The sequence below is a fragment of the Specibacter sp. AOP5-B1-6 genome (genome assembly GCF_052376555.1).
Classification (GTDB): domain Bacteria; phylum Actinomycetota; class Actinomycetes; order Actinomycetales; family Micrococcaceae; genus Specibacter.
This window is the reverse complement of the sequence record NZ_JBQSVT010000040.1, coordinates 1-22,466: the sequence shown is the minus strand read 5'-3', so window position 1 is coordinate 22,466 and position 22,466 is coordinate 1. Positions and strand designations below refer to the sequence as shown.

The 22,466-nt window shown below is 64.7% G+C and carries 18 protein-coding genes and 1 pseudogene; 9 read left to right on the top strand and 10 right to left on the bottom strand.

Annotation, left to right across the window (positions count from 1 at the left end; translation table 11 throughout):
- Window positions 1-127: 127 nt before the first annotated feature.
- From ACT3TS_RS16145 to ACT3TS_RS16130, 4 genes are all read right to left on the bottom strand, one after another.
- A complete protein-coding gene (locus ACT3TS_RS16145; protein WP_444532543.1) occupies window positions 128-1,405 on the bottom strand; it encodes an FAD-binding protein in 1,278 nt (425 codons plus the stop codon).
- A 137-nt stretch (window positions 1,406-1,542) separates the two neighbouring features.
- Window positions 1,543-3,102 (bottom strand): acyl-CoA synthetase, encoded by a 1,560-nt coding sequence (locus ACT3TS_RS16140; RefSeq protein ID WP_444532542.1) that lies wholly within the window; start codon window positions 3,100-3,102, stop codon window positions 1,543-1,545.
- Between the two features lie 36 nt (window positions 3,103-3,138).
- The gene (locus ACT3TS_RS16135; protein ID WP_444532541.1) at window positions 3,139-4,269 is read right to left on the bottom strand and encodes a DUF5938 domain-containing protein; all 1,131 of its coding nucleotides are present in this window, start codon (window positions 4,267-4,269) and stop codon (window positions 3,139-3,141) included.
- 2 nt (window positions 4,270-4,271) lie between these two features.
- Window positions 4,272-5,075, bottom strand: coding sequence for an SDR family NAD(P)-dependent oxidoreductase (locus tag ACT3TS_RS16130; RefSeq protein ID WP_444532540.1), 804 nt, complete (start codon window positions 5,073-5,075; stop codon window positions 4,272-4,274).
- Window positions 5,076-5,278: 203 nt separating this feature from the next.
- On the opposite strand from ACT3TS_RS16130, the gene ACT3TS_RS16125 reads away from it, so the two are divergent.
- From ACT3TS_RS16125 to arfB, 5 genes are all read left to right on the top strand, one after another.
- Window positions 5,279-6,667 carry an MFS transporter gene (locus ACT3TS_RS16125; protein ID WP_444532539.1) on the top strand — a complete coding sequence of 463 codons (1,389 nt, stop codon included), beginning with the start codon at window positions 5,279-5,281 and terminating at the stop codon, window positions 6,665-6,667.
- Window positions 6,668-6,839: 172 nt separating this feature from the next.
- Complete coding sequence (locus ACT3TS_RS16120) at window positions 6,840-7,562, top strand: TetR/AcrR family transcriptional regulator (RefSeq protein WP_444532538.1); 723 nt, start codon at window positions 6,840-6,842, stop codon at window positions 7,560-7,562.
- Window positions 7,563-7,609: 47 nt separating this feature from the next.
- A complete protein-coding gene (locus ACT3TS_RS16115; RefSeq protein ID WP_444532537.1) occupies window positions 7,610-8,224 on the top strand; it encodes a dihydrofolate reductase family protein in 615 nt (204 codons plus the stop codon).
- On the top strand, window positions 8,221-8,853 hold the full coding sequence (locus ACT3TS_RS16110) for a dihydrofolate reductase family protein (RefSeq protein ID WP_444532536.1): 633 nt from the start codon (window positions 8,221-8,223) through the stop codon (window positions 8,851-8,853). Before ACT3TS_RS16115 ends, ACT3TS_RS16110 begins: the two co-directional genes overlap by 4 nt.
- A 131-nt stretch (window positions 8,854-8,984) precedes the next feature.
- On the top strand, window positions 8,985-9,407 hold the full coding sequence (gene arfB / locus ACT3TS_RS16105) for an alternative ribosome rescue aminoacyl-tRNA hydrolase ArfB (RefSeq protein WP_444532535.1): 423 nt from the start codon (window positions 8,985-8,987) through the stop codon (window positions 9,405-9,407).
- Between the two features lie 75 nt (window positions 9,408-9,482).
- Here arfB and ACT3TS_RS16100 read toward each other — a convergent pair whose 3' ends face one another.
- The gene (locus tag ACT3TS_RS16100; protein WP_444532534.1) at window positions 9,483-10,562 is read right to left on the bottom strand and encodes an NADH:flavin oxidoreductase/NADH oxidase; all 1,080 of its coding nucleotides are present in this window, start codon (window positions 10,560-10,562) and stop codon (window positions 9,483-9,485) included.
- Between the two features lie 216 nt (window positions 10,563-10,778).
- Window positions 10,779-12,278, bottom strand: a complete 1,500-nt coding sequence (locus tag ACT3TS_RS16095) for an MFS transporter (protein ID WP_444532533.1) — start codon at window positions 12,276-12,278, stop codon at window positions 10,779-10,781.
- 160 nt (window positions 12,279-12,438) lie between these two features.
- On the opposite strand from ACT3TS_RS16095, the gene ACT3TS_RS16090 reads away from it, so the two are divergent.
- A complete protein-coding gene (locus ACT3TS_RS16090; RefSeq protein WP_444532532.1) occupies window positions 12,439-13,161 on the top strand; it encodes a TetR/AcrR family transcriptional regulator in 723 nt (240 codons plus the stop codon).
- 54 nt (window positions 13,162-13,215) lie between these two features.
- Here ACT3TS_RS16090 and ACT3TS_RS16085 read toward each other — a convergent pair whose 3' ends face one another.
- Window positions 13,216-14,445, bottom strand: a complete 1,230-nt coding sequence (locus ACT3TS_RS16085; RefSeq protein ID WP_444532531.1) for an amidohydrolase — start codon at window positions 14,443-14,445, stop codon at window positions 13,216-13,218.
- A gap of 278 nt (window positions 14,446-14,723) precedes the next feature.
- Here ACT3TS_RS16085 and ACT3TS_RS16080 point away from each other — a divergent pair, with 278 nt between their 5' ends.
- Window positions 14,724-15,296 (top strand): flavin reductase family protein, encoded by a 573-nt coding sequence (locus tag ACT3TS_RS16080; RefSeq protein WP_444532530.1) that lies wholly within the window; start codon window positions 14,724-14,726, stop codon window positions 15,294-15,296.
- A gap of 7 nt (window positions 15,297-15,303) precedes the next feature.
- Window positions 15,304-16,440 (top strand): FAD-dependent oxidoreductase, encoded by a 1,137-nt coding sequence (locus ACT3TS_RS16075; protein ID WP_444532529.1) that lies wholly within the window; start codon window positions 15,304-15,306, stop codon window positions 16,438-16,440.
- Between the two features lie 294 nt (window positions 16,441-16,734).
- On the opposite strand, the pseudogene ACT3TS_RS16070 reads toward ACT3TS_RS16075, so the two are convergent.
- Both ACT3TS_RS16070 and betT read right to left on the bottom strand, forming a co-directional pair.
- A pseudogene (locus tag ACT3TS_RS16070) lies at window positions 16,735-16,992 on the bottom strand (3-oxoadipyl-CoA thiolase); the annotation flags it as partial.
- Between the two features lie 77 nt (window positions 16,993-17,069).
- Complete coding sequence (gene betT / locus ACT3TS_RS16065; RefSeq protein WP_444532556.1) at window positions 17,070-19,259, bottom strand: choline BCCT transporter BetT; 2,190 nt, start codon at window positions 19,257-19,259, stop codon at window positions 17,070-17,072.
- A 296-nt stretch (window positions 19,260-19,555) separates the two neighbouring features.
- Between betT and ACT3TS_RS16060 the strand changes: the two genes are divergently transcribed.
- Window positions 19,556-21,016: a mycothione reductase gene (locus ACT3TS_RS16060; RefSeq protein WP_444532528.1), complete on the top strand. Its 1,461-nt coding sequence runs from the start codon at window positions 19,556-19,558 to the stop codon at window positions 21,014-21,016.
- A gap of 43 nt (window positions 21,017-21,059) precedes the next feature.
- Here the strand turns inward: ACT3TS_RS16060 and ACT3TS_RS16055 are convergent.
- The coding region (locus tag ACT3TS_RS16055; RefSeq protein WP_444532527.1) for an RNA polymerase sigma factor at window positions 21,060-22,466 on the bottom strand (1,407 nt) is incomplete at its 5' end.

Genomic DNA, 22,466 nt, shown 5'->3' with positions numbered 1-22,466 from the left:
GCAGAAAAGCCCCTGTGTGCGTTGGCAACGCGCACAGGGGCTTTTTGCATGCCACCCGCACCGGCAGTTTCGCCGGTCGGGACGTCACGCAGCGCGGGTGGACTTGTCCAGTCCCCCAAGAGACTGTCTAGTCGGCGAAGACAGTCCGTTCCAGGAATTCGTTGCGAAACTTGCCGCTGGGATCCAGCGAACGGGCCAGCGCCTTGAACTCATCGAACTTGGGGTACAGCGGCGCAATGGCTGCCGCAGCCACGGTAAAAACTTTCCCCCAGTGGGGCCTGGCGTTGAAGGGTGCCAACGCTTCTTCAATCAACGGCAGCACCCCTTCCACGGCGTCCTGGTCCAGCCGCCACGTGAAGTGCAGCGCAACGCCATCGCGGCCGTAGTTGCCGCTCAGCCACAGGTCGTCGGCGGCAATGGTGCGGATCTCTGCCACCAGCAACAAGGGCGTAATGACGTCCGTGAGCCGGCGCATGGCGGCCATGGCCGCCGCCGCGTGCTCTCGGGGCAGAAGGTATTCGCTTTGAATCTCATCGCCGTTGCTGGGCAGGTACTCCATGCGGAAGTGCGAGAGCCGGTCCGAGGCGGGTCCGGCCAAACCCAGCTGCGGGGAGCAATTCACGGCTGACACCTCCGGCAGCGGATGTCGTTCGATCGGCGAGGCCACGCCGCCAAAAAGCGCTTCCGGGAAACTCCCGGCAAGCCCGTCCCCCAGGCGCTGTTTGAACCAGGCCTGCCCCACTGTGTCGCCGCTCCAATCGGTGAAGAGGCTCACGGAGTAAGCGCTGGAGGTGATGGCATCGTAGTCCGCCAGCACCGTGTCCCAGGGCAGGTCCGTGTAGACGTGTTGGGCAACCATGAAGTCCGGTTCGATCCGCAAAACCACTTCGGTGACAATGCCCAGGGCGCCCAGGCCAACCACGTAGGCCGGAAAGTCGGGTGTTGCCGCACGCGTCACGGTGTTGAGTCCGCCCTGGGCGTCGACAAACGTCAGGCCCAGGACGGACGTGGCAAGATTTCCATTGCCGTTCCCGGAGCCGTGGGTCCCGGTTGCGATGGCACCGGCAATGGAGATGTGCGGCAGCGAGGCCAGATTGGATAGTGCAAAGCCTTGTGTCGCCAGTTCCGTTGCCAGCACACCATAGGTGGTTCCTGCACTGACACTGACCGTCAGTTTTTCGGCGTCAACGTTGATGTTGGGTGCGATGTTGGACAGGCTGACCAGGATGCCCTCCGTGTCAGCGATCGAATTGAAGGAATGCCGTGAGCCCAGGGCGCGTACTTTTAGTGCTGCTGCGACCAGGGCGGAGAGTTCCGCCACCGTCCCGGGGCGGTGGATGGTGGCGGCGCCGTAGCTGTAGTTCCCCGCCCAGTTCCATTCGATCGTGTCTACTTCAACTGTCATTGGAGAACCCCCGCTGCGTCAACAAACCCTAATATGATGTGACTAACAACATATCAAGTTGCGGGGCTGGAATCCATTGTTTGGGCGTCATAAACGGACGGCACGAAATGAGGGCGGCAGCGGCGGAAGACCGGGACCTACTGTCCCTGCATTCCAGCCTTGATCCCGGCCTTGATCTCGGCTTTCAGGACCTTCCCCACTTTTGACCGGGGCAGGTCGGTCCAGACCTCGATCAGCTTGGGCGTCTTCACGCTCCCCAGCTCGCCCTTGACAAACGCCCGCAGCGCAGCAACATCCACTGGCACGGCCGGGTCGGCCTGCACCACGGCACTCACCTGCTCGCCCCACTTCGCGTCGGGCAGTCCGACCACGGCGCAGTCCTGCACGCCCGGGAACCTCATGATGGCCTGCTCAACCTCGGCGGAGTACACGTTGAAGCCCCCCGTGATGATCATGTCCTTCGCCCTGTCGACGATGAAAAGGTACCCCTCGCCATCAAGGTAGCCAATGTCGCCGGTGTGGTGCCAGCCGTGCCGGTTCGCCTCCGCCGTGGCTTCCGGATTTTTGTAATAGCCGGCCATCACCAGCGAGCTTCTGACCACAATCTCACCGCGCTCCCCGCTCCCCAGCTGCCGTCCGGCGTCGTCCATCACGGCGACCGTCACCAGCGGGGCGGCCCGGCCGGCGGAGGACAATCGCCCCGTGGCGATCGAACCGTCCGGCAGAAAATGCTCGGCCGGCGACATGGTGGAGATCATCATGGGCGCCTCGGTCTGGCCGAACAGCTGCGCCATGACCGGGCCGATCCGGGTCAGCGCCTCCTCCAGCCGGGACGTCGACATGGGAGCCGCGCCGTACCAAAAGCACTGCAGCGAGGACAGCGCGCGCGTGTCCAGGCCGGGAAGGCCCAGCAGCATGTAGATCAGGGTCGGCGGCAGGAAGGTGTGAGTTACCCGGTGCCGCTCAATCAGCTCCACAAATTCGCCGATGTCGGGCTTGGGCATGATCACGATCTCACCGCCGCGGGCCAGGATCGGGAAACACAGCACCCCGGCCGCATGAGTCAGCGGGGCCAGGGCCAGATAGATGGGCCGCCCCTGAAACGGGTAGCTCATCAGCACGATCGCCGTCATTGTTTCGAGGTTGCGCGTGGTCAGCATGACGCCCTTGGGCCGGCCCGTGGTGCCTCCGGTACCAACGATCATGGCCAGGTCGTCAACAAGTTCAGCCTGCCCGACGTCCTGGAGCCCGGCGGCTTCAGGCACGGGTTCGATCCAGTCGTCAAAGGAGGTGCCGAACTCCGACGGGCCGTCGAGGCAGACAACGTTGGCGACCTTGGGAAGGTCCGGCAGGATCCTTGTCACCATGGCGGTGAAGCTCGACTGGTAAATGAGCACCCTGCAGTCGAACCGGTCGAGCAGCTCCCTGTTTTCGCCCGCCTCGCTGCGTGGGTTGATGGGGCTCCAGACGGCGCCGATCCGGGAGATGCCAAACACCGCTGCGAAGGCGGTGGGATCGTTGGCGGAGAGGATCGCCACCGTCTCCCCCGGTCCCACGCCGCTGGCGCGCAGGGCGGCGGCGATGAGGAAGCTGAGTTCCTGGACCTCCCTGTAGCTCAGTGTTTCCCCGTTCGTGGTGAAACAGGGGGCGTCGACGCCAAGGGACGCCCCCTTGTCCAGATAGTCGCTCAGTCTCATTGCGTCTCCTTTATGCTGCCCATGGACGCGGCGGCCCTACGACAACCGCGTCACTGACGGGTTCAGCACCAGGCCGAAGCTGCGCAGCTGGCCGAGCAGGTTCCGGTGCCCAAACGCCTGGCAGGCCGAGGCGAATCCGGTGCGCAGCGGTGCTTGTTGCAGCAGTGAGTACGCGGCGTAGGCCTGCAGCAGGCCCGTTTGCTTGTAGTTGGAGTTGCCGTGGAGAACCACGTGCGCCCGGCCCAGCGGCCCGGATGCCATGACGGAATCCACGGAGTTGTTGATCCTCGGGTTCTCCCGCGGCGGCATCCCCGCCTGCACGGACCCGGCGATCTCGGCGAGGGCCGCTTCCTGTCCTGCGGCATCCAACGGCCGGATCTGTTCCTCAAACATCTTGGTGGTGGCAACGACGCCCTCCATGACGGAACGCTCCATCACACCTCCGGCAACCTTCACGTTGGCCACGCGCGGGTCGTTCTTGAACCAGACGGGGTGCGAGGTGCCGCCCCACGGCACGGCAATCGCCGTCTCGTGCTGGCCGGGCACATTGACCTCGAAGGTTGTGGTGGGGACCCACTGCATGTACTCGTTTTGCTGCAGGTAGTAGTGGTTTGCCTTCAGGATCGTGAAGATCGTCTGGGTTGAGGCGTACGTGGGGAAGCCGCGCCACAGCACCAGGATGTCGAGCGTGTCAAGGCCCGGTTCCTCGAGGGCGATATTCGCCGCGATCTCACCGGTGGTGTACATCTGTGCGGTGCCCGGTGCCAGCAGGAGCCCCTTGTCGGCAAAGGCGGGGCCCCAGGTGTCGGCGCAGTGCATGACCCAGTCCTGTTCGCCGGTGGTGTCAAGGTAGTGGGCACCGGCGGCCAACGCTGATTCGACCACTTCACCGCCGAACTTGATGAACGGTCCGGCCGTGTTGCACACGACGCTGGCGCCGTCGAACAGTTCGGTGAGCGCGGCAACAGTGTGCTCAACCTGGACGACGTCGTATTCCACGGTGTCGATGCCGGGCACGCGTTCAACGACCTCGCGCACCCGGTCCCCGTCGCGGCCCGCCGCGATGAAGGGCACATTGAATTCACGCAGGTATTCGATGATGAGCCGCCCGGTGTAGCCGGTGGCGCCGTAGACAACTACCGGCTTTTTCGTTTCTGTGGTGTTCATGGTCATGATCCCATTCCGCCGTCGACGGCAAGTCCGGTTCCGGTGATGAACCCGGCGGCATCGGAGGCGAGAAAGACGACGGCGTTGGCCATGTCGGCTTGTTCGCCCAGGTGACCGAGCGGGGTCAGTCCCACAACGGAGCCCACGGCGGTTTCAGCGTCCGGGAACAGGCCGATGTCGACCACGTCGGTGGCAAGTTTCATGCCCATCGGGTTGCCGATGAGGCCCGGATAGATGCAGTTGACCCGCACGCCGTAGCCGAGGGCTCCGGATTCGGTTGCGGCGATGCGGGTGATCCTGTCGACGGCCGACTTGGAGCCCGAGTAGCCGGACAGCGCGGGAAACACGATGAGCGCGGCGACGGAAGAGATGTTGACGACCGCCCCGCCCTGCCCCGCGGCGCCGCCGGGCTGCATGGCCTTGAAGGCGTTCTTGATGCCCAGTGAGGTGCCCACAATGTTCACGTCCAGCATTTTTCGAAGCTGCACCGGGTCGAGGTCGATGAGCAGGCTGGTGATTTCAATCCCCGCGTTGTTCACCAGAATGTCCAGCCCGCCCAGGTCTGAAACGACTTGTGGCATGGCCGCATCCCAGCTGGCCTCGTCGGTCACGTCCAGGTGGACAAAGCTTGCCTGCGCCCCGGCTGCACGAAATTTTGCGGCTGTGGCTTCGCCCGCTTCCGCGTTCACGTCGCCGAGGACGACGGCGGCACCTGCCTGTGTCAGTGCCTTGGCTATTGCTGCGCCCAGGTTTTGTGCGCCTCCGGTGACCAGCGCCTTGCGGCCGGTGAGGTCAAAATGGCTCATCCAGAACTCCTCCTTGAGTTGGCTGCACCGATCCCGCCACCGCTTCTGCCATGCCGGCCGTCGGTCCCTCCGCCCACCATAGGACGGGTTTGGACGGGTGTCCAGAGTTTTTTGACCAGTTGTATAAATTATTGCTGCGTGGGCCCGTTGCAGTTGCCGTTGGGCCATTGACCTCCGGCATGTGGGGGTTCAATGTGGAATGCGTGAGGGTTGAAAAGCAGGACTCCGCACGGCACACCATGCAGGCCGGCCCCGGCGGCATCTTCGGCCGCGGGTATCGGAAAATCACACTGGGCATTTGTGCCCTCATTGTCTTCTCCGCTTTCGAGGCACTTGCCGTCACGACGGTCATGCCAACGGTCAGCGCCGCATTGGACGGGGCTTCCCTGTATGCCCTTGCCTTCGCAGGACCGCTGGCGGCCGGGGTGGTCGGGATGGTGATTGCCGGAAACTGGTCGGATCGCAATGGTCCGCGCGGCTCCCTGTACGCCTCGGTGGCGCTCTTCGTCGCGGGTCTGGCCGTCGTCGGCACTGCGCACGGCATGACCGTCTTTCTTGCCGGGCGCCTCATTGAGGGGCTCGGTTCCGGTGCCTTGACCGTCGCGCTCTACGTAGTGGTGGCGCGTGCCTACCCAGCTTCCCTGCACTCGCAGATATTTGCGGCATTTGCCGCGTCCTGGGTGGTGCCCTCACTCGTCGGGCCGGTGATTGCCGGGCTGGTGGCCCAGACGCTCGGCTGGCGCTGGGTGTTTCTCGGCGTCATCGGCCTCGTGGCCCTTGCCCTGGCCCTGGTCATCCCCGCCCTGGCCGGGCTGCGCGGGTCCGGAGACAACCGCGCCGTTCCGTGGAACCATGCCCGGATCGGCTGGTCGCTGCTGGCTGCTGTTGCCGTGCTGGCCGTCAACCTCCTGGCCGATGCGAAGGGCTTGGTGCTGTGGGCGGGACCCGCCGTTGCCATTGTCGTCGCCCTCTTGGCGCTGCGGCCGCTGCTGCCGCGGCGCACCCTGACGTCCGACGTCGGCCTCCCAAGCGTGATTTTCAGCCGCGGCCTCGTTGCGGGAGCCTTCTTTGGTGCGGACGTGTACCTGCCGTACCTGCTGACCGTCCAATACGGCTTCCCGCCGCTGGCCGCGGGGTTGTCGGTGACAGTCTCCGGCATCACCTGGGCAGGCGGGTCGTGGCTGCAGAGCCACATGGGAGTCCGCCTGACCCATGTTCGCAGTGTTCAGTTTGGCGCGCTTTGCCTGTCAATGGCGATCGCGGCGGCGGGCGCCACAGCGATCCTTGCCTTGCCGCCCGGAGTTGCGATCGCCGGCTGGGCCGTCGCCGGCTTCGGGATGGGGCTGATGTATCCGCGCACGAGTGTCGCGACGCTGGAGTACTCCACCGTCGAGAACCAGGGATTCAACAGTTCCGCACTCAGCATCGCCGACGCCATCGGGGCGTCGATTTCACTCGCGGCCACAGCCATCGTGTTTGGCGCCCTCGCCGGACTCGGCGGCTCCTGGTCGTTCGCCGGGTGTTTTGCACTCACCGGACTGCCGGCCTTGGCGGCGCTGGTCCTGGCCCGGCGCATCCGCCGGCCGCAGTGACGCCGCCCGGGGTTGACCTTGCTTTCGAGCGCCCTACCTGCAACACCGATCACAGGGTCATTTTCTCCCTGGATCACGAGCACCACCTTGGCGAAGCGGGTCGCATGCTTCCTCTGAATGCGGACCGCTTGGAACGTTCCGGGGCTATAGTGGCCACAGAGGGGATGTGGTCATGTCCAGTCGAATCAGTTCCGGAATTCCTGCTGGAAAGGCTGCCGGGGAACAGCCGGTCAGTGCGAAATCAGCAGTGGCAGAATCTTCTGCTGCGCTGCGGCTTGAACGCAGGGCGGTGGACAAGTTTTCACTGCGCCGCGCCGAGCTTGCCGCGGCAGCCTTGGCGACCCTGTCGGAGTTCGGGTATGCCCGGACAAGCCTGCGTGAAATTGCCCAGAAATCCGGTTTCTCGCACGGCGTCTTCCACTATTATTTTCGTGACAAGGTCGAGCTGATCACGTACTGCGTGCGTGAATACAAGAGCGCCTGCATCGCCCACTATGAAGAAATTGCCGCCAACGCAAGTTCCGCCGAACAGGTGCGGCTGGCGTTTGCCGCCGCCCTGGCAGCGTCGGCCCGCGATGACACGGCCATGCACAGGCTCTGGTACGACCTGCGCAACCAAAGCATGTTTGGCAATGACTTCCAGGCCGATGTCGCCGAGGTGGACGGCAGCCTGGAGGAAATGATCTGGCGCATCGTCACCGCGTACGCAGAATTCTCCCACGCTGACGTGGCACTCTCCAGACGCGCCGTCTACGCCGTGTTCGACGGCATGTTCCAGCAGACGCTCCTCGGCATCCACACCGGAAACAACGACGCCGTCGCAGCCCTGCAGGAAGGCGTCTGGCAGGTGCTGCCGCGGCTGCTTGTCGGCTTCGGCTCCCCCGACGTCGACTGACAGCCGCCCCCTGCGGGCACTAAAGCAACGGAAGGCAGCCCCCGCCCATGCGCAAGTTGGTCTATTACATTTCGCTTTCACTCGACGGCTTCATCGCGGGACCGGAGGACGAAGTTGATTTCTTCAACGGATCCGCGGACTACATGCAACACATGATCGCCGTCTACGCTGATCTCCTGCCCCGGCAGGCGCGGGAACACCTGGGGCTTGCAGAAGCACCGCTCACCCGTTTCGACACCGTGGTGATGGGCCGGCGGAGCTATGATCCGGCCCTTCAGCTGGGCATCACCAGCCCGTACCCCCACCTGCGCCAGGTGGTGTTTTCCCGCAGCCTGGCCAACACGGATGCGCAGGTGCTGGTCACTGACGCCGATCCGGTCGCCACCCTTCGCCAACTCAAAAAGGATGACTCACGCTTCGACATTTATCTGGCGGGCGGCGGCCGGCTCGCGGCAGCCCTGCTTCCGGAAATCGATGAGCTCATCATCAAGCGGTACCCGGTGGTCGTCGGTTCCGGAGTGCCGGCCTTTGACCGGGAGTTCGCCCCCGCCCACTTCGCCATGGTGGACAATGTGGTTTTCGAGTCAGGGAATTCAATCACCAGCTTCAAACCGCTGGTGCAGGATGCACCAGCAGGAACTTCACCGGGGGAAGACACATGAAATTGATCTTGACGGAGTTTGTGAGCCTTGACGGGGTGTCGCAGGGCCCGGGGTCTCCGGAGGAGGACACCAGCGGCGGATTCACCCGCGGTGGCTGGTTCGTCCCGCACATGGACCAGGACTTCATCGACCAGGCCGCCGAATGGCTCGGCCGGGCCGACGCGCTGCTGCTGGGCCGGCGCACCTACGACGCGTTCGCCAGGGACTGGCCGCAGATCACAGACCCGCGGGATCCGTTCACGGCCCGCATGAACAGCCTGCCAAAATACCTCGCCTCCACCACCGTGACGGCAGGATCGTGGAATCCAACCACCGTCCTGTCCGGAGACACGGCGGCCGCGGTTGCCACGCTGAAGGCGGGCCCCGGCCGCGAGATTCAAATCCACGGCAGTGCCCGGCTGGCCCAATCGCTCTTTGCCGCCGGGCTGATCGACGAGCTCCGGCTCGTGGTGGCTCCCGTCATCGTGGCCAGCGGCCGTCGCCTGTTCCCCGACGGTGGCGCCTCCGTCGGACTGCGCCTGCTCTCCAGCCGCACCACCCCAGGCGGACTGGCACTGCACAGCTACCAGGTCACCGGCAGCCCCGACTATGCCAGCTACACCGGCGCCGCTGACGTTTCTTCCTCCTGAAGCACGACGGCGTGCGGCCACTTCCGGCGCAAGGCACCCCACGTCGTCGTACTTTGAGCCATGGGCAGGCGGGAGCCGCAGGACAAGCATGCAGGACAAGCATGCAGGACAAGCCGTGCGAGACTTAAGGCATGGATCTGGAGGTTACACCCGCGCTCACGATTCCGGCCGCTGAGCTGGGATGGCGCTTTTCGCGATCCTCCGGGCCGGGTGGGCAGCACGTCAACACCTCGGACAGCCGGGTGGAACTGTTCTGGAACGTACATGACTCGGCCGCACTCACCGAGGAGCAACGGGAAATGCTGGCCGCGCGCCTGGACAGGCGGCTGGTGGCCGGAGTGGTGACAGTGGCGTCCTCCGAACAGCGCTCGCAGTTGCGAAATCGCGAGACCGCGCTGGCCAAACTGGGCGAACTCATCGCCGCCGGGCTTGCCCCCGAGGCTGCATCGCGTCGCCCCACCAAGCCCACCCGAGGTTCAAAGCGCCGCCACCAGGCCGCTAAATCGCAGCGTTCCTCGACCAAGGCACTGCGGAAACGGCCGACGGCTGACTGAGCCAACCGCGGAGGCAACGTCCGCTGCCGCAGCCCCATGCTGCAGACCAATGCTGCAGCTCGGCACGTCGGCAGTTCACCGAATAGGTGCCCGGTGGTACTGCTTCGGTGCATAGGAAAGCTGGACTCCCAAGGCGGCCGCGGCCCGCAGCGGAAAATTGGGGTCCCGGAGAAGTTCGCGTCCCATCATGACGACGTCGGCCAGATCCGTGGCGATAATGTGCTCGGCCTGGTGGGGATCGTTGATGAGTCCGACGGCGGCTGTTGGGATCCCTGCCGAGGCACGGACCGCGGTGGCGAAGGGGACCTGGTATCCGGGGCCAACGGGGATGCTGGCGGCGGGGACGTTCCCGCCAGTGGAGATGTCGGCGAAATCCGCCCCGTGCCCGGCCGCCCAGCCTGCAACCGTTTGGGTGTCCTCAAGGGTCCAGCCGCCTTCGATCCAATCGGTGGCCGAGAAGCGCACCAGTACCGGAACGTCCACGCCCACAACGCCGCGGATGGCATCGATGGTTTCCAGCAAGGCGCGGGCGCGGTTGGCAAGTGAACCACCGTAGTTGTCGGTGCGGGTGTTGCTCAGGGGTGACAGAAATTGGTGCAGGAGGTACCCGTGGGCGGCGTGAATCTCGATGAGGTCGAATCCGGCTGACATGGCCCGGTCTGCAGCCGCCGCAAAAGCGGCGACGATCTCGCCGATGCCTTCCCTGGTGAGCTCCGCGGGCTGCGCATAGTCACCGAAGGCGATGGCGCTCGGGCCAACCGTGGCCCAGCCGCCGTCCGCCGCAGGAACACTGTCGCGGCGTTCATCCCAGGTCCGAAACGTTGAGGCCTTGCGGCCCGCATGAGCCAACTGGATCCCGGCGGCGGCACCTTGGGTGTGGATGAAGCGCACGATTCGGGCAAACTCGTCGCGTTGGGCGTCGTTCCACAGGCCCAGGTCCTGGGGCGAGATGCGACCCTCGGGAAGAACGGCAGTTGCCTCCGTGAATACGGCACCGGCACCACCCCTGGCAAACGATCCCAGATGCACCAAATGCCAGTCATTGGGCATCCCGTCCTGCTGCTCCGCCGAATACTGGCACATGGGCGCCACCCAAAGCCGGTTGCGCACCGTCAAGCCACGGAGGGTGATCGGTGCAAAGAGTGCAGATCTCATGGGGCAGGGCTTCCTTCTGACATCGAACGTTTGTAGAGGCAACGCTGCAAGCGGACTGGTGATTCCCTTGTTTTCCCGGCCCATCCGCCATGTTTGCTCCCACCGTGGCACCGGACGTCCCGAGCAAACAAGAACGCCTCCCCCGCTGCGGTGTGCAGCTGGGAAGGCGTCCATGGTCAAAACGGCGCATGGCGGGGTCTGCGCATGCACGCAGGACTACATGTGGACCGCGGCTTCTCCGGTGGAGACGGCTGTGTGTTCGCGACGGCGGTACATCAGCGCTGTCACGACGGCACCAACCACCAAGAGGACGGCGCAGGCGAGGTACGCGCCCGAGTAGCCGCTGACGAGGGACTCAAGTTGGCCTTCGCCGCCGTCGAGCGCGGTGATGGTGGCACCGGCCACGAGGGTGTTGAGCACGGCCAGGCCGATGGAGCCGCCGAGCTGCTGCGAGGCGTTCACGGCAGCCGAGGCAGCCCCGGCATGGTGGCGGTCCACACCCAGGGTTCCTACACTCATGGCGGAGGAAATGATGGCACCGAGGCCGATGGCAACGATGAACATCGGCACGGCCACATGCAGGGCGTAGCTGCTGTCGGCCTTGGCGAACATGAGGAGCGCCGAACCGACGGCCGAGACGGTCATTCCAACGGGCACCAGCAGCTTCGCGCCCAGCTTGGGCATGAGCACCGAGGTGGAAACTATGGCGGAGACCATAATGCCCAGGCACAACGGCAGCACCGCAACGCCGGTCTGCAACGGGCTGAAGCCGAGGACGATCTGCAGGTAATACACCAGATACAGGTTCACGCCGAAGATCACGGCGCCGGCAACAAAGATGGCCAGCATGGAGGCGCCGCGGTCCCGGTGGACCACAATGTGCAGCGGCAGCAGCGGGGACTTGCCCCGGCGTTGCAGCAGGACAAAGACGGCCAGAAGCACTACGCCCAGGGCGAGGAAGCCCCAGGTGCCAATGGCACCAAAGCCGTGCTCTTCGGCGTTGGCAAAGCCGAAGACCAGGGCGAAGAACCCCAAGGTGGCAAAGATGGCACCGGGAATATCAAGCTTGACGCCGTGTTCGCGCCGCGTCGGCGCGATGGCCACTACGCCAACAATGAAGGCGACGGCGGCAAATGCAATGTTGACGTAGAGCGTCCAGCGCCAGGTCATGAATTCGGTCAGGACGCCGCCCAGCAGCAGGCCGACGGCGCCGCCCGCTCCGGCGAGTGCACCGTAAATGCCAAATGCCTTTCCGCGTTCGGCCGGATCGGTGAAGGTCGTGGTGAGCAGCGACAAGGCGGCAGGAGCCAGCAGAGCCGCAAAAATGCCCTGCAGCACGCGCGCAGCCAGTAGAACGGCGAAGGTCGGAGCCGCACCACCGAGGGCAGAGGCAACGGCGAAGCCAATGAGGCCAATCAGGAAGATTTGCTTGCGGCCCATGAGGTCGGCAATGCGGCCACCCAGCAGCAGCAGTCCGCCAAAGGCGAGGGCGTAGGCCGTGATCACCCACGGACGCAGCGTGTCCGAGAAGTTCAGTTCCAGCTGGGCACTGGGCAGTGCCACGTTCATGATGGTGGCGTCCAGGACCACCATGAGCTGGGACATGCCGATGGCCAGCATCGACCACCAGCGAAGGGCGGCCCACTTGGGATCGGGCGATCCGGCCATGACCGGGCCGGATTGCTTGCCCTGTTTCGTTTGCGTTGCAGTGCTCATATACCTTTTACTTCTTGCGAGTGGTGAAGCTGACCGTGCGGAACAGCTATTCCACTCAGTTTACACGTCCCGGAACAGCTATTCCGCCATGTGTGGTTGCACGCTAGAGTGGAAGGTGACATTGACCGACAGACGCCCTGCCACCGAAAGCAACCACTGCATGATTCAGCAGCCACACCCCGGACCCCGACTTCCTGGGACAACACCGAATTTCGCCAGCCTCCCGGGTGGGGATTCCGCCGTCGAGTCCGCGGCTGCCGCCCAACAGGAAGTGGGCTCCGGCACGAGCAATGCCGGCCCCCGTGACCAACAACTCCACCAGGCAGCCCATCAGCTCTTCTCAAGCGACGGTCTTGGCGTGCCACTGGCCGAGATCGCCAAGGCTGCCGGCGTTGGCGTCGCCACGCTGTACCGCCGCTACCGGGACAAGGACGTCTTGATCCTTGAGGTCTACCGGGAGCCCATGGCGTTTGCCGAGCGCCTGGCGGAAGAGGCCAACGACTTCCAGGATGCGTGGGAAGGATTGGTGCACTTTCTGCACAGCACCACCGAGCAGTTCATGGTGGACCGCGGCATGCGTGAACTCATTCTGGGCGGATATGTTGGCGGTGTCGGATGGTCCAGGGGTTCCACCCACAGGGAACTCATTGAAGCACTTGACACCCTGGAGCAACGAGTTTCATCACAACTTGAACACCTCGTGGACCGGGCAAAAAAACAACATGTGGTCCGTGCCGACTTTGAACCGACGGATGTCCTGCTCATGTCCGCCATGGCGCATGCCGCCGCTCCCGTGAAGGCGTCCGGCTGGCCCGTGACCGGCCAGCGTGCCCTGCAATTGCTCATCGAGGGCATCCGGCCGGGACCGCAGACGCCCCACTAGGGATCCTTCCGGCCAGCTGGGCACCCGTGGGGACCTTCGACATGCATTCCGGAGCTAGTTCGGACCCAAATACGCCAGGGCGGCGGCGACATGGGACTGGACACCCATCGAAAGCGTCGGTTCGACCACCGGCGCAAAGAACGGTGAGTGGTTGGCTGGAATATCCTGCTCAACCGTGCCACGGGCTGCGGCGGCCCGGTACGTCTGCGGATCGCAGCCACCCAGCAGCCAGTAGGTATAGGGCACGCCAAATGCGTCGGGGATCCGGCTGAAGTCCTCTGAGGCCGTCTGCCGGGATGCGTGCTGCACCGCCGCCCCGCCGAAGTGGCTGGTAAATGCAGCGGTGACCTTTTCCGTCACTCCGGCGTCGTTGCTCGTGAGCGGGAATTGGTCATAGAACTCAAACTCGGGTTCCCGGGGAGAGCCGGCGGCCGCGCATTCGCCCTTGACGATCCGCTCAATCGCGTCGAGCACCCTGGTCCGCAACTTGTTGTCGTAGCTGCGGATGTTCAACAACAGCACTGCCCGGTCGGGGATGATGTTGGACTTCGTGCCGGCGTTCAAGGCACCCACCGTGACGACGGCAAACTCCCCCGGCTTCGTTTCCCGCGAGACAATCGTCTGCAGCTTGAGCACTATCGAGGCGGCAAGCACCACCGGATCCACCGACATGTGCGGCATCGATCCGTGCGAACCCTTCCCGTGCACCGTGACCTTGAGCGAGTCCCCCGCGGACAGTACTGGTCCGGTCGCGGTGGCCACAACCCCTGCCGGCAGCGGCATCACATGCTGGCCGAGAACGACGTCGGGCCGGGGCACCTTGGCGGCCAATCCGTCGTCGACCATGGCCTGGGAACCCCCGCCCAGTTCCTCGGCCGGCTGGAACAACGCAATGAAGGTGCCCGACCACGCGTCCCGGCCCTGGGCCAACAGCTGGGCGGCGCCGAGCAGGGCCGTGACATGGACGTCGTGGCCGCAGGCGTGCATGACGCCCTCCACCGTGGAGGCGTATGGAAGGCCCGTCGCCTCGGTGACAGGCAGGGCATCCATGTCGGCGCGGGACAGGACCGTGGGACCCTCCCCGTTGGCCAGCACACCGACCACGCCAGTGCCTCCAATGTGCTGCACCGAATAACCGAAGGACGCCAGCTTCTCCGCCACGAGTTGTGACGTACCGTGTTCCTGGAAGCTCAGCTCAGGGTGCCGGTGCAGTTGCCTGTAGGTGTCCCGAAGCCCAGCCAGCTCGGAGTCGAGGCCCGTCAGGACGGTGTCAACGATGCTCATGGATCACCCTTTCAACGACGACGTCGGCGCCCGGGTGGATGGCATGAACCGGGCACTGCTGACCAGCTACAGCTTAACCCAAGGCTCGCAGCTGCGCTCGGCCAGGAAGGCGTGCAGCCAAAATTTACTGCCACGCAAGAGTCTTTGCGTAGAACAATTGATGCGCAGTTTCATAGTTCGTCATCCTGAATCGTCCACTTCTTCATCAAGATGATACTTTTTCAGGAGTGAGCGCAGCCGCCGCACGGGCCGAAACCGGCCGCAATCAAGGAGTCACCATGTCGCAGTCCACCGCCCTGGCCGGGCAATCGCCGGCAACCCGCACCGGTTTCGCCGACATGCTCAGTGCCGACGATTTCAAGTCCGCCTTCCGCAACCACCCGGCCGGCGTGGCTGTCATCACCGCCGACATAGGCGCGGGACCCGTGGGACTGACCGCCACCTCCGTCATTTCCGTTTCGGCCAACCCGCCGCTCGTCGTGTTTTCCCTGTCGTCGGCATCGTCCTCGACACCAACAGTGAAGCTGGCCGAGACGGTCGTCATCCACCTGCTTGGTGCCGAGCAGATCGGCCTGGCCAGGAATTTTGCCACCAGCGGCATTGACCGCTTCGCCGACACGTCCATCTGGTCGCGGCTGATCTCCGGTGAACCGTACCTGCCTTCGGCAAATGCCTGGCTGCGCGGCCGGATTGTCAATCAAATGAGTGCCGGTGATTCAACAGTGGTCGCCGTGCAGGTGCTGCAGGTTGACCTCCCCGGCGACTCAGGCCGGAACGCCAAGGAATCCCGGCCGTTGGTTTACCATAACCGCACGTGGCACTCCTTGAGTGAAGACTCCATGGTTAAGTAGCACAGACATGGTCGCGCGGGTGGATGTCGTGGTTGTTGGCGGTGGCGCCATGGGATCGGCTGCGGCATTGAGCGTGGCACGCAGCGGGAAGTCTGTTGTGTTGCTTGAACAGTTCGCCGCCGGTCACAGCATGGGTGCGTCCCATGGCGCAACCCGCAATTTTAACATTGCCTACCAGCAAGCGGAGTACTTGCAGCTGGTAGGCGAGGCACGGCAGCTATGGGACGGGCTGGCGATGGAAACAGGTCTGCAGTTGCTGGACCTGGTGGGCTTGGTCAACCACGGAGACACCCGTTCCCTGCACCGCATTCACCGCGCGCAGCAGAATTTCGGCATGCACAGCACCTTCATGTCACCGCAGGAAGCGATGGAACGGTGGGCGGGAATGCGTTTTCGCAGCGAGGTGCTGTTGGTGCCGGAATCTGGCCGTGTCCGGGCGGCCGACGCCCTGACAGCCCTGCGCATCGCTGCTGAGTCCCGGGGAGCCGCATTCCACTACGGAACCACTGTCCGGAACATTGCCGTTCTGGGAGAAGACTTGGTGTCCGTCTCGACCGACACCACCGAATACCGCGCCACGCGCATCATCGTCACGGCAGGCGCGTGGACCCGGAAGTTGCTCGCCGGGATCGTGGCACTGCCACGGCTTGTTGTCACACAGGAACAGCCCGCGCATTTCCAGCACCGCACCGCGGGGCTGGAACGGCCCAGCTTCAACCACAACCCGGACCCCACAGTCGCCGCGGACGACTACTGGTGCAGCCCCAGCTACGGCATGTCCACTCCCGGGGAGGGCATTAAGGTGGGGTGGCACGGCGTAGGGCCAGTGGTGGATCCGGACGCACGGAACTACACGGCGGAGCCCGCGCAAATGAACACCCTGTGCCGCTATGTACGGGACTGGTTCCCCGGCCTGGATGCAGACGCTTTCGTTCCCATCAGCTGCACGTATACGTCAACCACGTCCGGGGACTTCGTCCTGGACAGGCTGGGGCCTGTCGTGGTGGGCGCCGGGTTCTCCGGCCACGGATTCAAGTTCACCCCGGCCATCGGCCGGGTTCTGGCAGACCTCGCCGGCGGAACGCCGGCACCGGAGCTTTTTCACGCGCCAAGTTTTCACGCACCAGGGACGTCGGCAGGATAGCGGGCCCCGTCAAAGAACTTGGGTGGGCATGACACCGGTGGCAGCAGTGGCAGGCAGAGCTTTTGACCAGGGTGCCCTCCGGCACCAAATCCAACTCAATCTCCCCCGCCCGGTATGCGGCAGCTACGTTCCAGGAGTCGGACTGGTGCGGGAACGATCAAATAATCCTGGCCACCCTGCGTTGCTTGATCAACAACGCCGACCGGAATCACCCCGGGTGCCGGCCACGGCCTCGGCCCACAAAGTGCGATCGTTGGCATGATCCCCCCTATTTCCTTTCTGCTTGCGCTGCGCCGAGCTGACGTTTCCCACTACAACTGCCTGGCCCTGCCCCACCCCGTTGCCGATGGCGGCCACACGCCACCGCTGCCCCGATGCCTGCAGGCTGCGCGCCAGTGTCCCAAGCAGCCGGGTGCCCGAAGCTCCCAACGGATGCCCCGTCAAAATGGCCCCGCCGCGCTGATTGATGATTCCCGGATCAATCCTCCAGGCAGTGACGCAGACAAGGGACAGCGCGGCAGGCGCTTCATTAAGTTCGACGGCGCCCACCTTCTTCGCGGTGTTGCTGTCCCGTCGTCGGAGGTGTTGCTGTCCGCGGTCGGGCATTGTTCACGGTCTCCCCAAAACATTTAGGACTCCGCCGGGTCCTCGGGAATCCTGGGAATTGTGCCCGTCGCCGGTGGCGGGGGCGTGACGAACGACGGGTAGTCATTCTCGGCGGAGTATTGCAGGAATGACAAGTGGGCTTCGTACCTGTCGAGAACGTCGTTGATGACCTGTTGCTGGTTCAGGCCCATCAAGTCATAGCCCTCCGTTCCGGTCTGTGTGAACACCTCCAGTCGGAAGTACACGTCTATTTCACGTTGCACGCTGCGGCCGCCGAACATCGGAACTGGAGACTCAACAGCAGCCACCCGATAGTGGAACTGCCGGTGATCGGCCATGTTGACCACCAAGGTGTGTTCCGTGATGCCGGTTTCGGCATTGGGCGTGGCGGTAAGCCCGCCCTCGTAGCCCAGCCGCTTGAACTCGCTGGCCACATCCGCCAATGCCGGAGCCACCACCTTGTCCACAAATTGGCCAACGGACTTCTTGGAGGGATAGGAACGCACATGGGCCAGCCGCTGTCGCCAGGTCTTTTCGGGGACGTGGCCGCCGGTCGCGGCAATTGAACGCCGATGCATCACCTGCCCCTCGCGCTCGGCCCGCTCCATGCGCAGGACCTTCGAAAATGATGCCATGACCAGATAGGCGATGATCGTCACCGGCAGGGCGAAAATCAGTGTTGCGTACTCCATGGTGACCACGCCGCCGGCCATCAGCATGGCCACGGTAAGCAGCGCTGTGAGCAGGGCCCAGAAGATGCGCAGCCACTTGGCCCCATCGACCGAGGGGTCGGGAATCGAGGAAGAGAAGTTCGACATCACCATCGCCCCCGAATTGGCGCTGGTCAGGTAGAACAGCAACCCGGACAGGGTCGCCAGCCCGATCAGGAAGGGGGCGCCCGGAAACATCTCCAGCAACGCATACCAGCCGTGTTCGGGATTGTCGACGGCAAGCCTGGCAAACTCCGTATTCCCGTCCAGGACCTTTCGGAGGGCACTGTTGCCGAAAATTGAGACGATGAAAAAGTCGCACAGCACCGGCGCGGTGATGGCGGCAATGACAAACTCACGCAAGGTTCGGCCGCGGGAGATCCGGGCCAGGAAAAGCCCGACGAAGGGACCCCACGCCAACCAAAACGCCCAGAAGAACAGCGTCCAGCCCGCCATCCATTCGGCGCCGTCGGGTTCATAGGCGAACGTCGCCAGGGTGCGTTCCGGAAAGGTGAAGATGAAGCGGCCAATATTTTCAACCAGGGCATTGAGCAGAAACGAGGTCTCGCCGGTGATCAGGATGTACAGCATCATGGCTCCGGCGGCCCACAGGTTCAGCTCGGAAATGACCCGGATGCCCTTGTCCACCCCGGAGGTGCACGCCGCCACTGTCATCACGACAGCAACCACCACCAGCGCGATCTGCAGGGCCAGGCCCTCCTGCAGGCCGAAGATCCACGCAAATCCCACATTGAGCAGGACGACGCCGATGCCCATGGAGGTGGCGACCCCAAAGACGGTGCCGACCAGGGTGACGACGTCAATGACGTCGCCGAGGGCACCACGCACGCGCTTGCCCAAGAGCGGGTACAGGGCCGCGCGAATGGACAGGGGCATGCCCCAGCGGTACGAGAAATAGCCCATGGCCATGCCAAGGAGCGCATACATCGACCAGCCCGCTATGCCGTAGTGGAACATGGTCCAGACGACCGCATCCTGGGCTGCTGCGGCAGATTCCGGCGTTGCCGACGGCGGTGAAACGAACTGGGTGATCGGCCCGGTAACAGAGTAGAAGAGCATGTCGATGCCGACACCCGCGGCGAAGAGCATGGCCACCCAGGTGAAGAGGTTGTATTGGGGACGGGAGTGATCGGGCCCGAGACGGACGCTGCCTTCCTTCGACAAGGCCACCCACAAGACAAACAGCACCACCAGGGTGATGGTGAGGACGTAATACCAGCCGAGGTTGGTGGCAATCCAAGTGACCACCGTGTGCATGATGTCCTCGGCCTGCACGGGCATGGCCATGGCCCAGCCGGAGAAGGCCAGGACAATCGCAGCAGCGATGATCAACACGTGCCAGTTGACCTTGGGCCCGCGCTGCACGGCAAGTTCGGCCGGGCCCTTGACCAGCAGTTCGCTGCTCGTCATCGGTGGACGCTTGTCCTCGTTGTTTCCAGTCTTGCGCGGCTCCGTCACACCGAACCGGCTGCGCTCCACCATCTCCGGGGGCGTTTCCTTCCCCGGCTGCTCTCCATCTCCTGGAATGGCCAAAGATTTCTCCTTTACGCTGTCGGTCCACGGCCGCAGGCGACCATGGACGACGTCGGCATCGCGCCTGCCTGCGCCGGTCTGGCCGGCGTGTTGCTGCGATGCAGGTGTGACATTCAGAATCCCATGGTAGCCACTTGGACATGCCAGAAATGGAAACGTCACATCATGACGGACCAGTCCCGATCGGACGGTAGCCTTGAACGGACATCGCGGCCCGCACCTCAACACCGCAGGAAAGCAGAACCATGCCCCACTTCGACCTTGTCATCATCGGCACCGGCTCCGGCAACTCACTCCCCGGACCGGAATTCGAGCATTGGAACATTGCCATCGTCGAGGACGGCTTGTTCGGCGGCACCTGCCTGAACGTCGGCTGCATCCCCACCAAGATGTTTGTGCACCCGGCCGAGTTGGCCGACGCCGCCCGCCACGGCAACGCACTCGGGATCGACGCCCAACTGAATTCCGTTGACTGGCCCGGGATCAGGGACAGGATCTTTGGCCGCATCGACGCCATCGAGGCCGGTGGCCGCGCCTACCGCGAAGGCCCCGAGTGCCCCAACATCACGGTGTTTTCCGGGCGCGGGCGGTTTTCCGGGCACAAGGAGCTGCATGTTGAGTTGCACGACGGCGGCACCGCCGAGGTGACGGCCGACAGGTTTGTACTGGCCGCGGGTTCCCATGCGGTGGTCCCCGGATTGCCGGGCCTCGCCGACAACCCGGGAACCGATGGCGGTCTGGTGCCCGGTGCCGGCGCTCCGGATTCCTCCGGCGGCGCACCCTTCCACACCTCTGACACGATCATGCGCCTGGCGGAACTTCCCGCCAGCATCGCCATCTTGGGCGGCGGGTACATTGCCGCCGAGTTCGCGCATGTGTTCTCCTCCTTTGGCGTGCATGTCACCCAGATCGCCCGCGGGAAAAGGCTGCTCAAGTCCCAGGACACCGATGTCTCCGTCCAGTACACCAAGGAAGCCGAGGAGCGTTACACGGTCCTGCTCAACACCAAGGTGCGCGGCGTCGCGACCTCAGCAGCCGGCGTCGAGCTTCAGCTGGACGGGCCCGACGGGCCGGACACCCTCACGGCGGAGGTGTTCCTGGTGGCCACCGGGCGCAAGCCCAACGGGGCGGGCCTGGACGTGGAAAAGACCGGTGTGGGCCTGGACGGCCACGGCCGCGTGGTGGTTGATGAATTCCAGCGGACCGCCGTGGACGGCATTTACGCACTGGGCGACATTTCCTCCCACCACCAGCTCAAGCATGTGGCCAACCATGAGGCCAAGGTGGTCAAACACAACCTGGCCAACCCGGACGCGCCCATCAGCTCCGACCACCGTTTCGTGCCGGCCGCCGTGTTCACCGACCCGCAGATCGCCTCGGTCGGCATCACCGAGGCCCACGCAGTCAAGGCCGGCATCCCCCACGCCGTCAAGGTGCAAAAATATGCCGACATCGCCGCCGGATGGGCCCGGGAGGACAGCGGTCATTTCCTGAAGGTGCTGGCCGATCCCGCCACGGGCCTGCTGTTGGGCGCGCACGTCATCGGGCCGGAGGCGGCCACAGTGATCCAGCCGCTGATCCAGGCCATGCATTTTGGGCAGTCCGCCCACGACGTCGCCAACAACCAGTACTGGATCCACCCGGCCCTGTCCGAGCTGGTCGAAAACGCGCTGCTGGGCCTGCCGGAACCGCGCCCCGCCGGCTAGACACAGGCGCCGGCCCAACAGCAGCCACGGCTTCGGCCGTTCCTCACTGCTCGGCCGGCGTCCCGCTTTCGGCGCGGCGCAGCAGATGGTCGCGGATGGCGGTCCGCCCAGCCAGTGCCGCCGCGGTCTTGAACTCCCCAACCGCCTCCGCAGTCCGCCCCGCCCGGACCAGCAGCTCGGCCCGGGCCGCATGAAACGGCTGGAAACGGTCGACGGCGGCACGCACCTCAGGCGTGTCGGTGGCAGCAATGGCGTCGATCGCCGCGAGCCCCGCGGCGGGCGTGTCCGTCCTGCCAATGACGGCGGCCAGGGCGACGCGGGCACCAAGCGTGGGTGCCACCTCGACCAGCGCCGTGTACAGGATTCGCAGGGCAGCCCAGTCCGTGCGCAGTGTCCTGGCCCGCTCGCAATGCACGGCCTGGATGGCCGCTTCCAGCTCGAAGCGGCCGGGGCTGGAACCCGGACGCCGGCTCGGACCTGAACTGGCTTCGCTGGACTCCCGTCCCCTGCACTCCCGCCCGGCGGACTCCCGCCCGCCGGGCTTGGCTTCGCGGCGACCGCCCGAGGCCGCGGCCCGGCGCAAATAGGCTCCACCCTCGGCGATGAGCCGGGCATTCCAGGACGCAGTGTCCTGATCTTCGAGAGGCACGAAGGTTACGCACTGCCCGGGCGCCCGGGCCATGGAGAGCGTGATGAGCGCGGCGAGCCCCCACGGTTCGGGCTCGGTCCGCAGCAGGCGGGCGAGGGTCAAGGCCAGGTATTGCGCTTCGCCGCTGAGGTCGTGGGCGCTGGCGTCGTCGGCGTCAAGGTTCTCGCCCCTGACGTCGTCTGTGCTGAGGTCTTCGGTCCTGGGTTCCTCGGCGCCAGGACCTTCAGGGCTGGGCTGCCCGTGTTCGGAACCCCATGTCTCCGCACCCTCCTCTTCCTGGCATGCGATGGCGTAGCAGCCGTAAATGGCTTCCAGCACGGGAGTGAGCCGCCCGGCAAGCGCCGTCCGGTCCGGAACCACAAAGGGAATGCGTGCTTCCTTGATCCGCTTCTTGGCCCGCACCAGTCGTTGCGCCATCGCCGGGGCAGGGAGCGCGAAGGCGGCGGCAATGCGGGCCGCATCGAACCCCAGGACGGTTTGCAGCATCAGCGGCGTGCGTATGCCAGGGTCGATGGCCGGATGGGCACAGACGAAAAGCAGTTCAAGGCGTTTGTCGCCGACGGCCTCCACATCAATGTCGTCGAAGGCCAGCACGGCGTCACCTCCCTGCCGGGACGCAGCCTCCAACGGGGCGGACGTCCGGTGGAACGCCGACTTCCAGGCATCACGTTGACGGTTCCGCGCAACTGTGAGCAGCCAGGCCTCAGGGTTTCGGGGCACGCCGGAGCCGGGCCAGGTGGTGAGTGCCTGCTCGAATGCGGCCGACAGGGAGTCTTCAGCCAGCGAAAGGTCCCCGGTGGG

Coding starts and splice junctions, on each gene's coding strand:
- ACT3TS_RS16140 (WP_444532542.1), bottom strand. CDS start 3,102: ATGAGACTGAGCGACTATCTGGACAAGGGGGCGTCCCTTGGCGTCGAC.
- ACT3TS_RS16135 (WP_444532541.1), bottom strand. CDS start 4,269: ATGAACACCACAGAAACGAAAAAGCCGGTAGTTGTCTACGGCGCCACC.
- ACT3TS_RS16080 (WP_444532530.1), top strand. CDS start 14,724: ATGTCGCAGTCCACCGCCCTGGCCGGGCAATCGCCGGCAACCCGCACC.
- ACT3TS_RS16115 (WP_444532537.1), top strand. CDS start 7,610: ATGCGCAAGTTGGTCTATTACATTTCGCTTTCACTCGACGGCTTCATC.
- ACT3TS_RS16110 (WP_444532536.1), top strand. CDS start 8,221: ATGAAATTGATCTTGACGGAGTTTGTGAGCCTTGACGGGGTGTCGCAG.
- betT (WP_444532556.1), bottom strand. CDS start 19,259: ATGGTGGAGCGCAGCCGGTTCGGTGTGACGGAGCCGCGCAAGACTGGA.
- ACT3TS_RS16145 (WP_444532543.1), bottom strand. CDS start 1,405: ATGACAGTTGAAGTAGACACGATCGAATGGAACTGGGCGGGGAACTAC.
- ACT3TS_RS16095 (WP_444532533.1), bottom strand. CDS start 12,278: ATGAGCACTGCAACGCAAACGAAACAGGGCAAGCAATCCGGCCCGGTC.
- ACT3TS_RS16090 (WP_444532532.1), top strand. CDS start 12,439: ATGATTCAGCAGCCACACCCCGGACCCCGACTTCCTGGGACAACACCG.
- ACT3TS_RS16085 (WP_444532531.1), bottom strand. CDS start 14,445: ATGAGCATCGTTGACACCGTCCTGACGGGCCTCGACTCCGAGCTGGCT.
- ACT3TS_RS16100 (WP_444532534.1), bottom strand. CDS start 10,562: ATGAGATCTGCACTCTTTGCACCGATCACCCTCCGTGGCTTGACGGTG.
- arfB (WP_444532535.1), top strand. CDS start 8,985: ATGGATCTGGAGGTTACACCCGCGCTCACGATTCCGGCCGCTGAGCTG.
- ACT3TS_RS16120 (WP_444532538.1), top strand. CDS start 6,840: ATGTCCAGTCGAATCAGTTCCGGAATTCCTGCTGGAAAGGCTGCCGGG.
- ACT3TS_RS16060 (WP_444532528.1), top strand. CDS start 19,556: ATGCCCCACTTCGACCTTGTCATCATCGGCACCGGCTCCGGCAACTCA.
- ACT3TS_RS16075 (WP_444532529.1), top strand. CDS start 15,304: ATGGTCGCGCGGGTGGATGTCGTGGTTGTTGGCGGTGGCGCCATGGGA.
- ACT3TS_RS16130 (WP_444532540.1), bottom strand. CDS start 5,075: ATGAGCCATTTTGACCTCACCGGCCGCAAGGCGCTGGTCACCGGAGGC.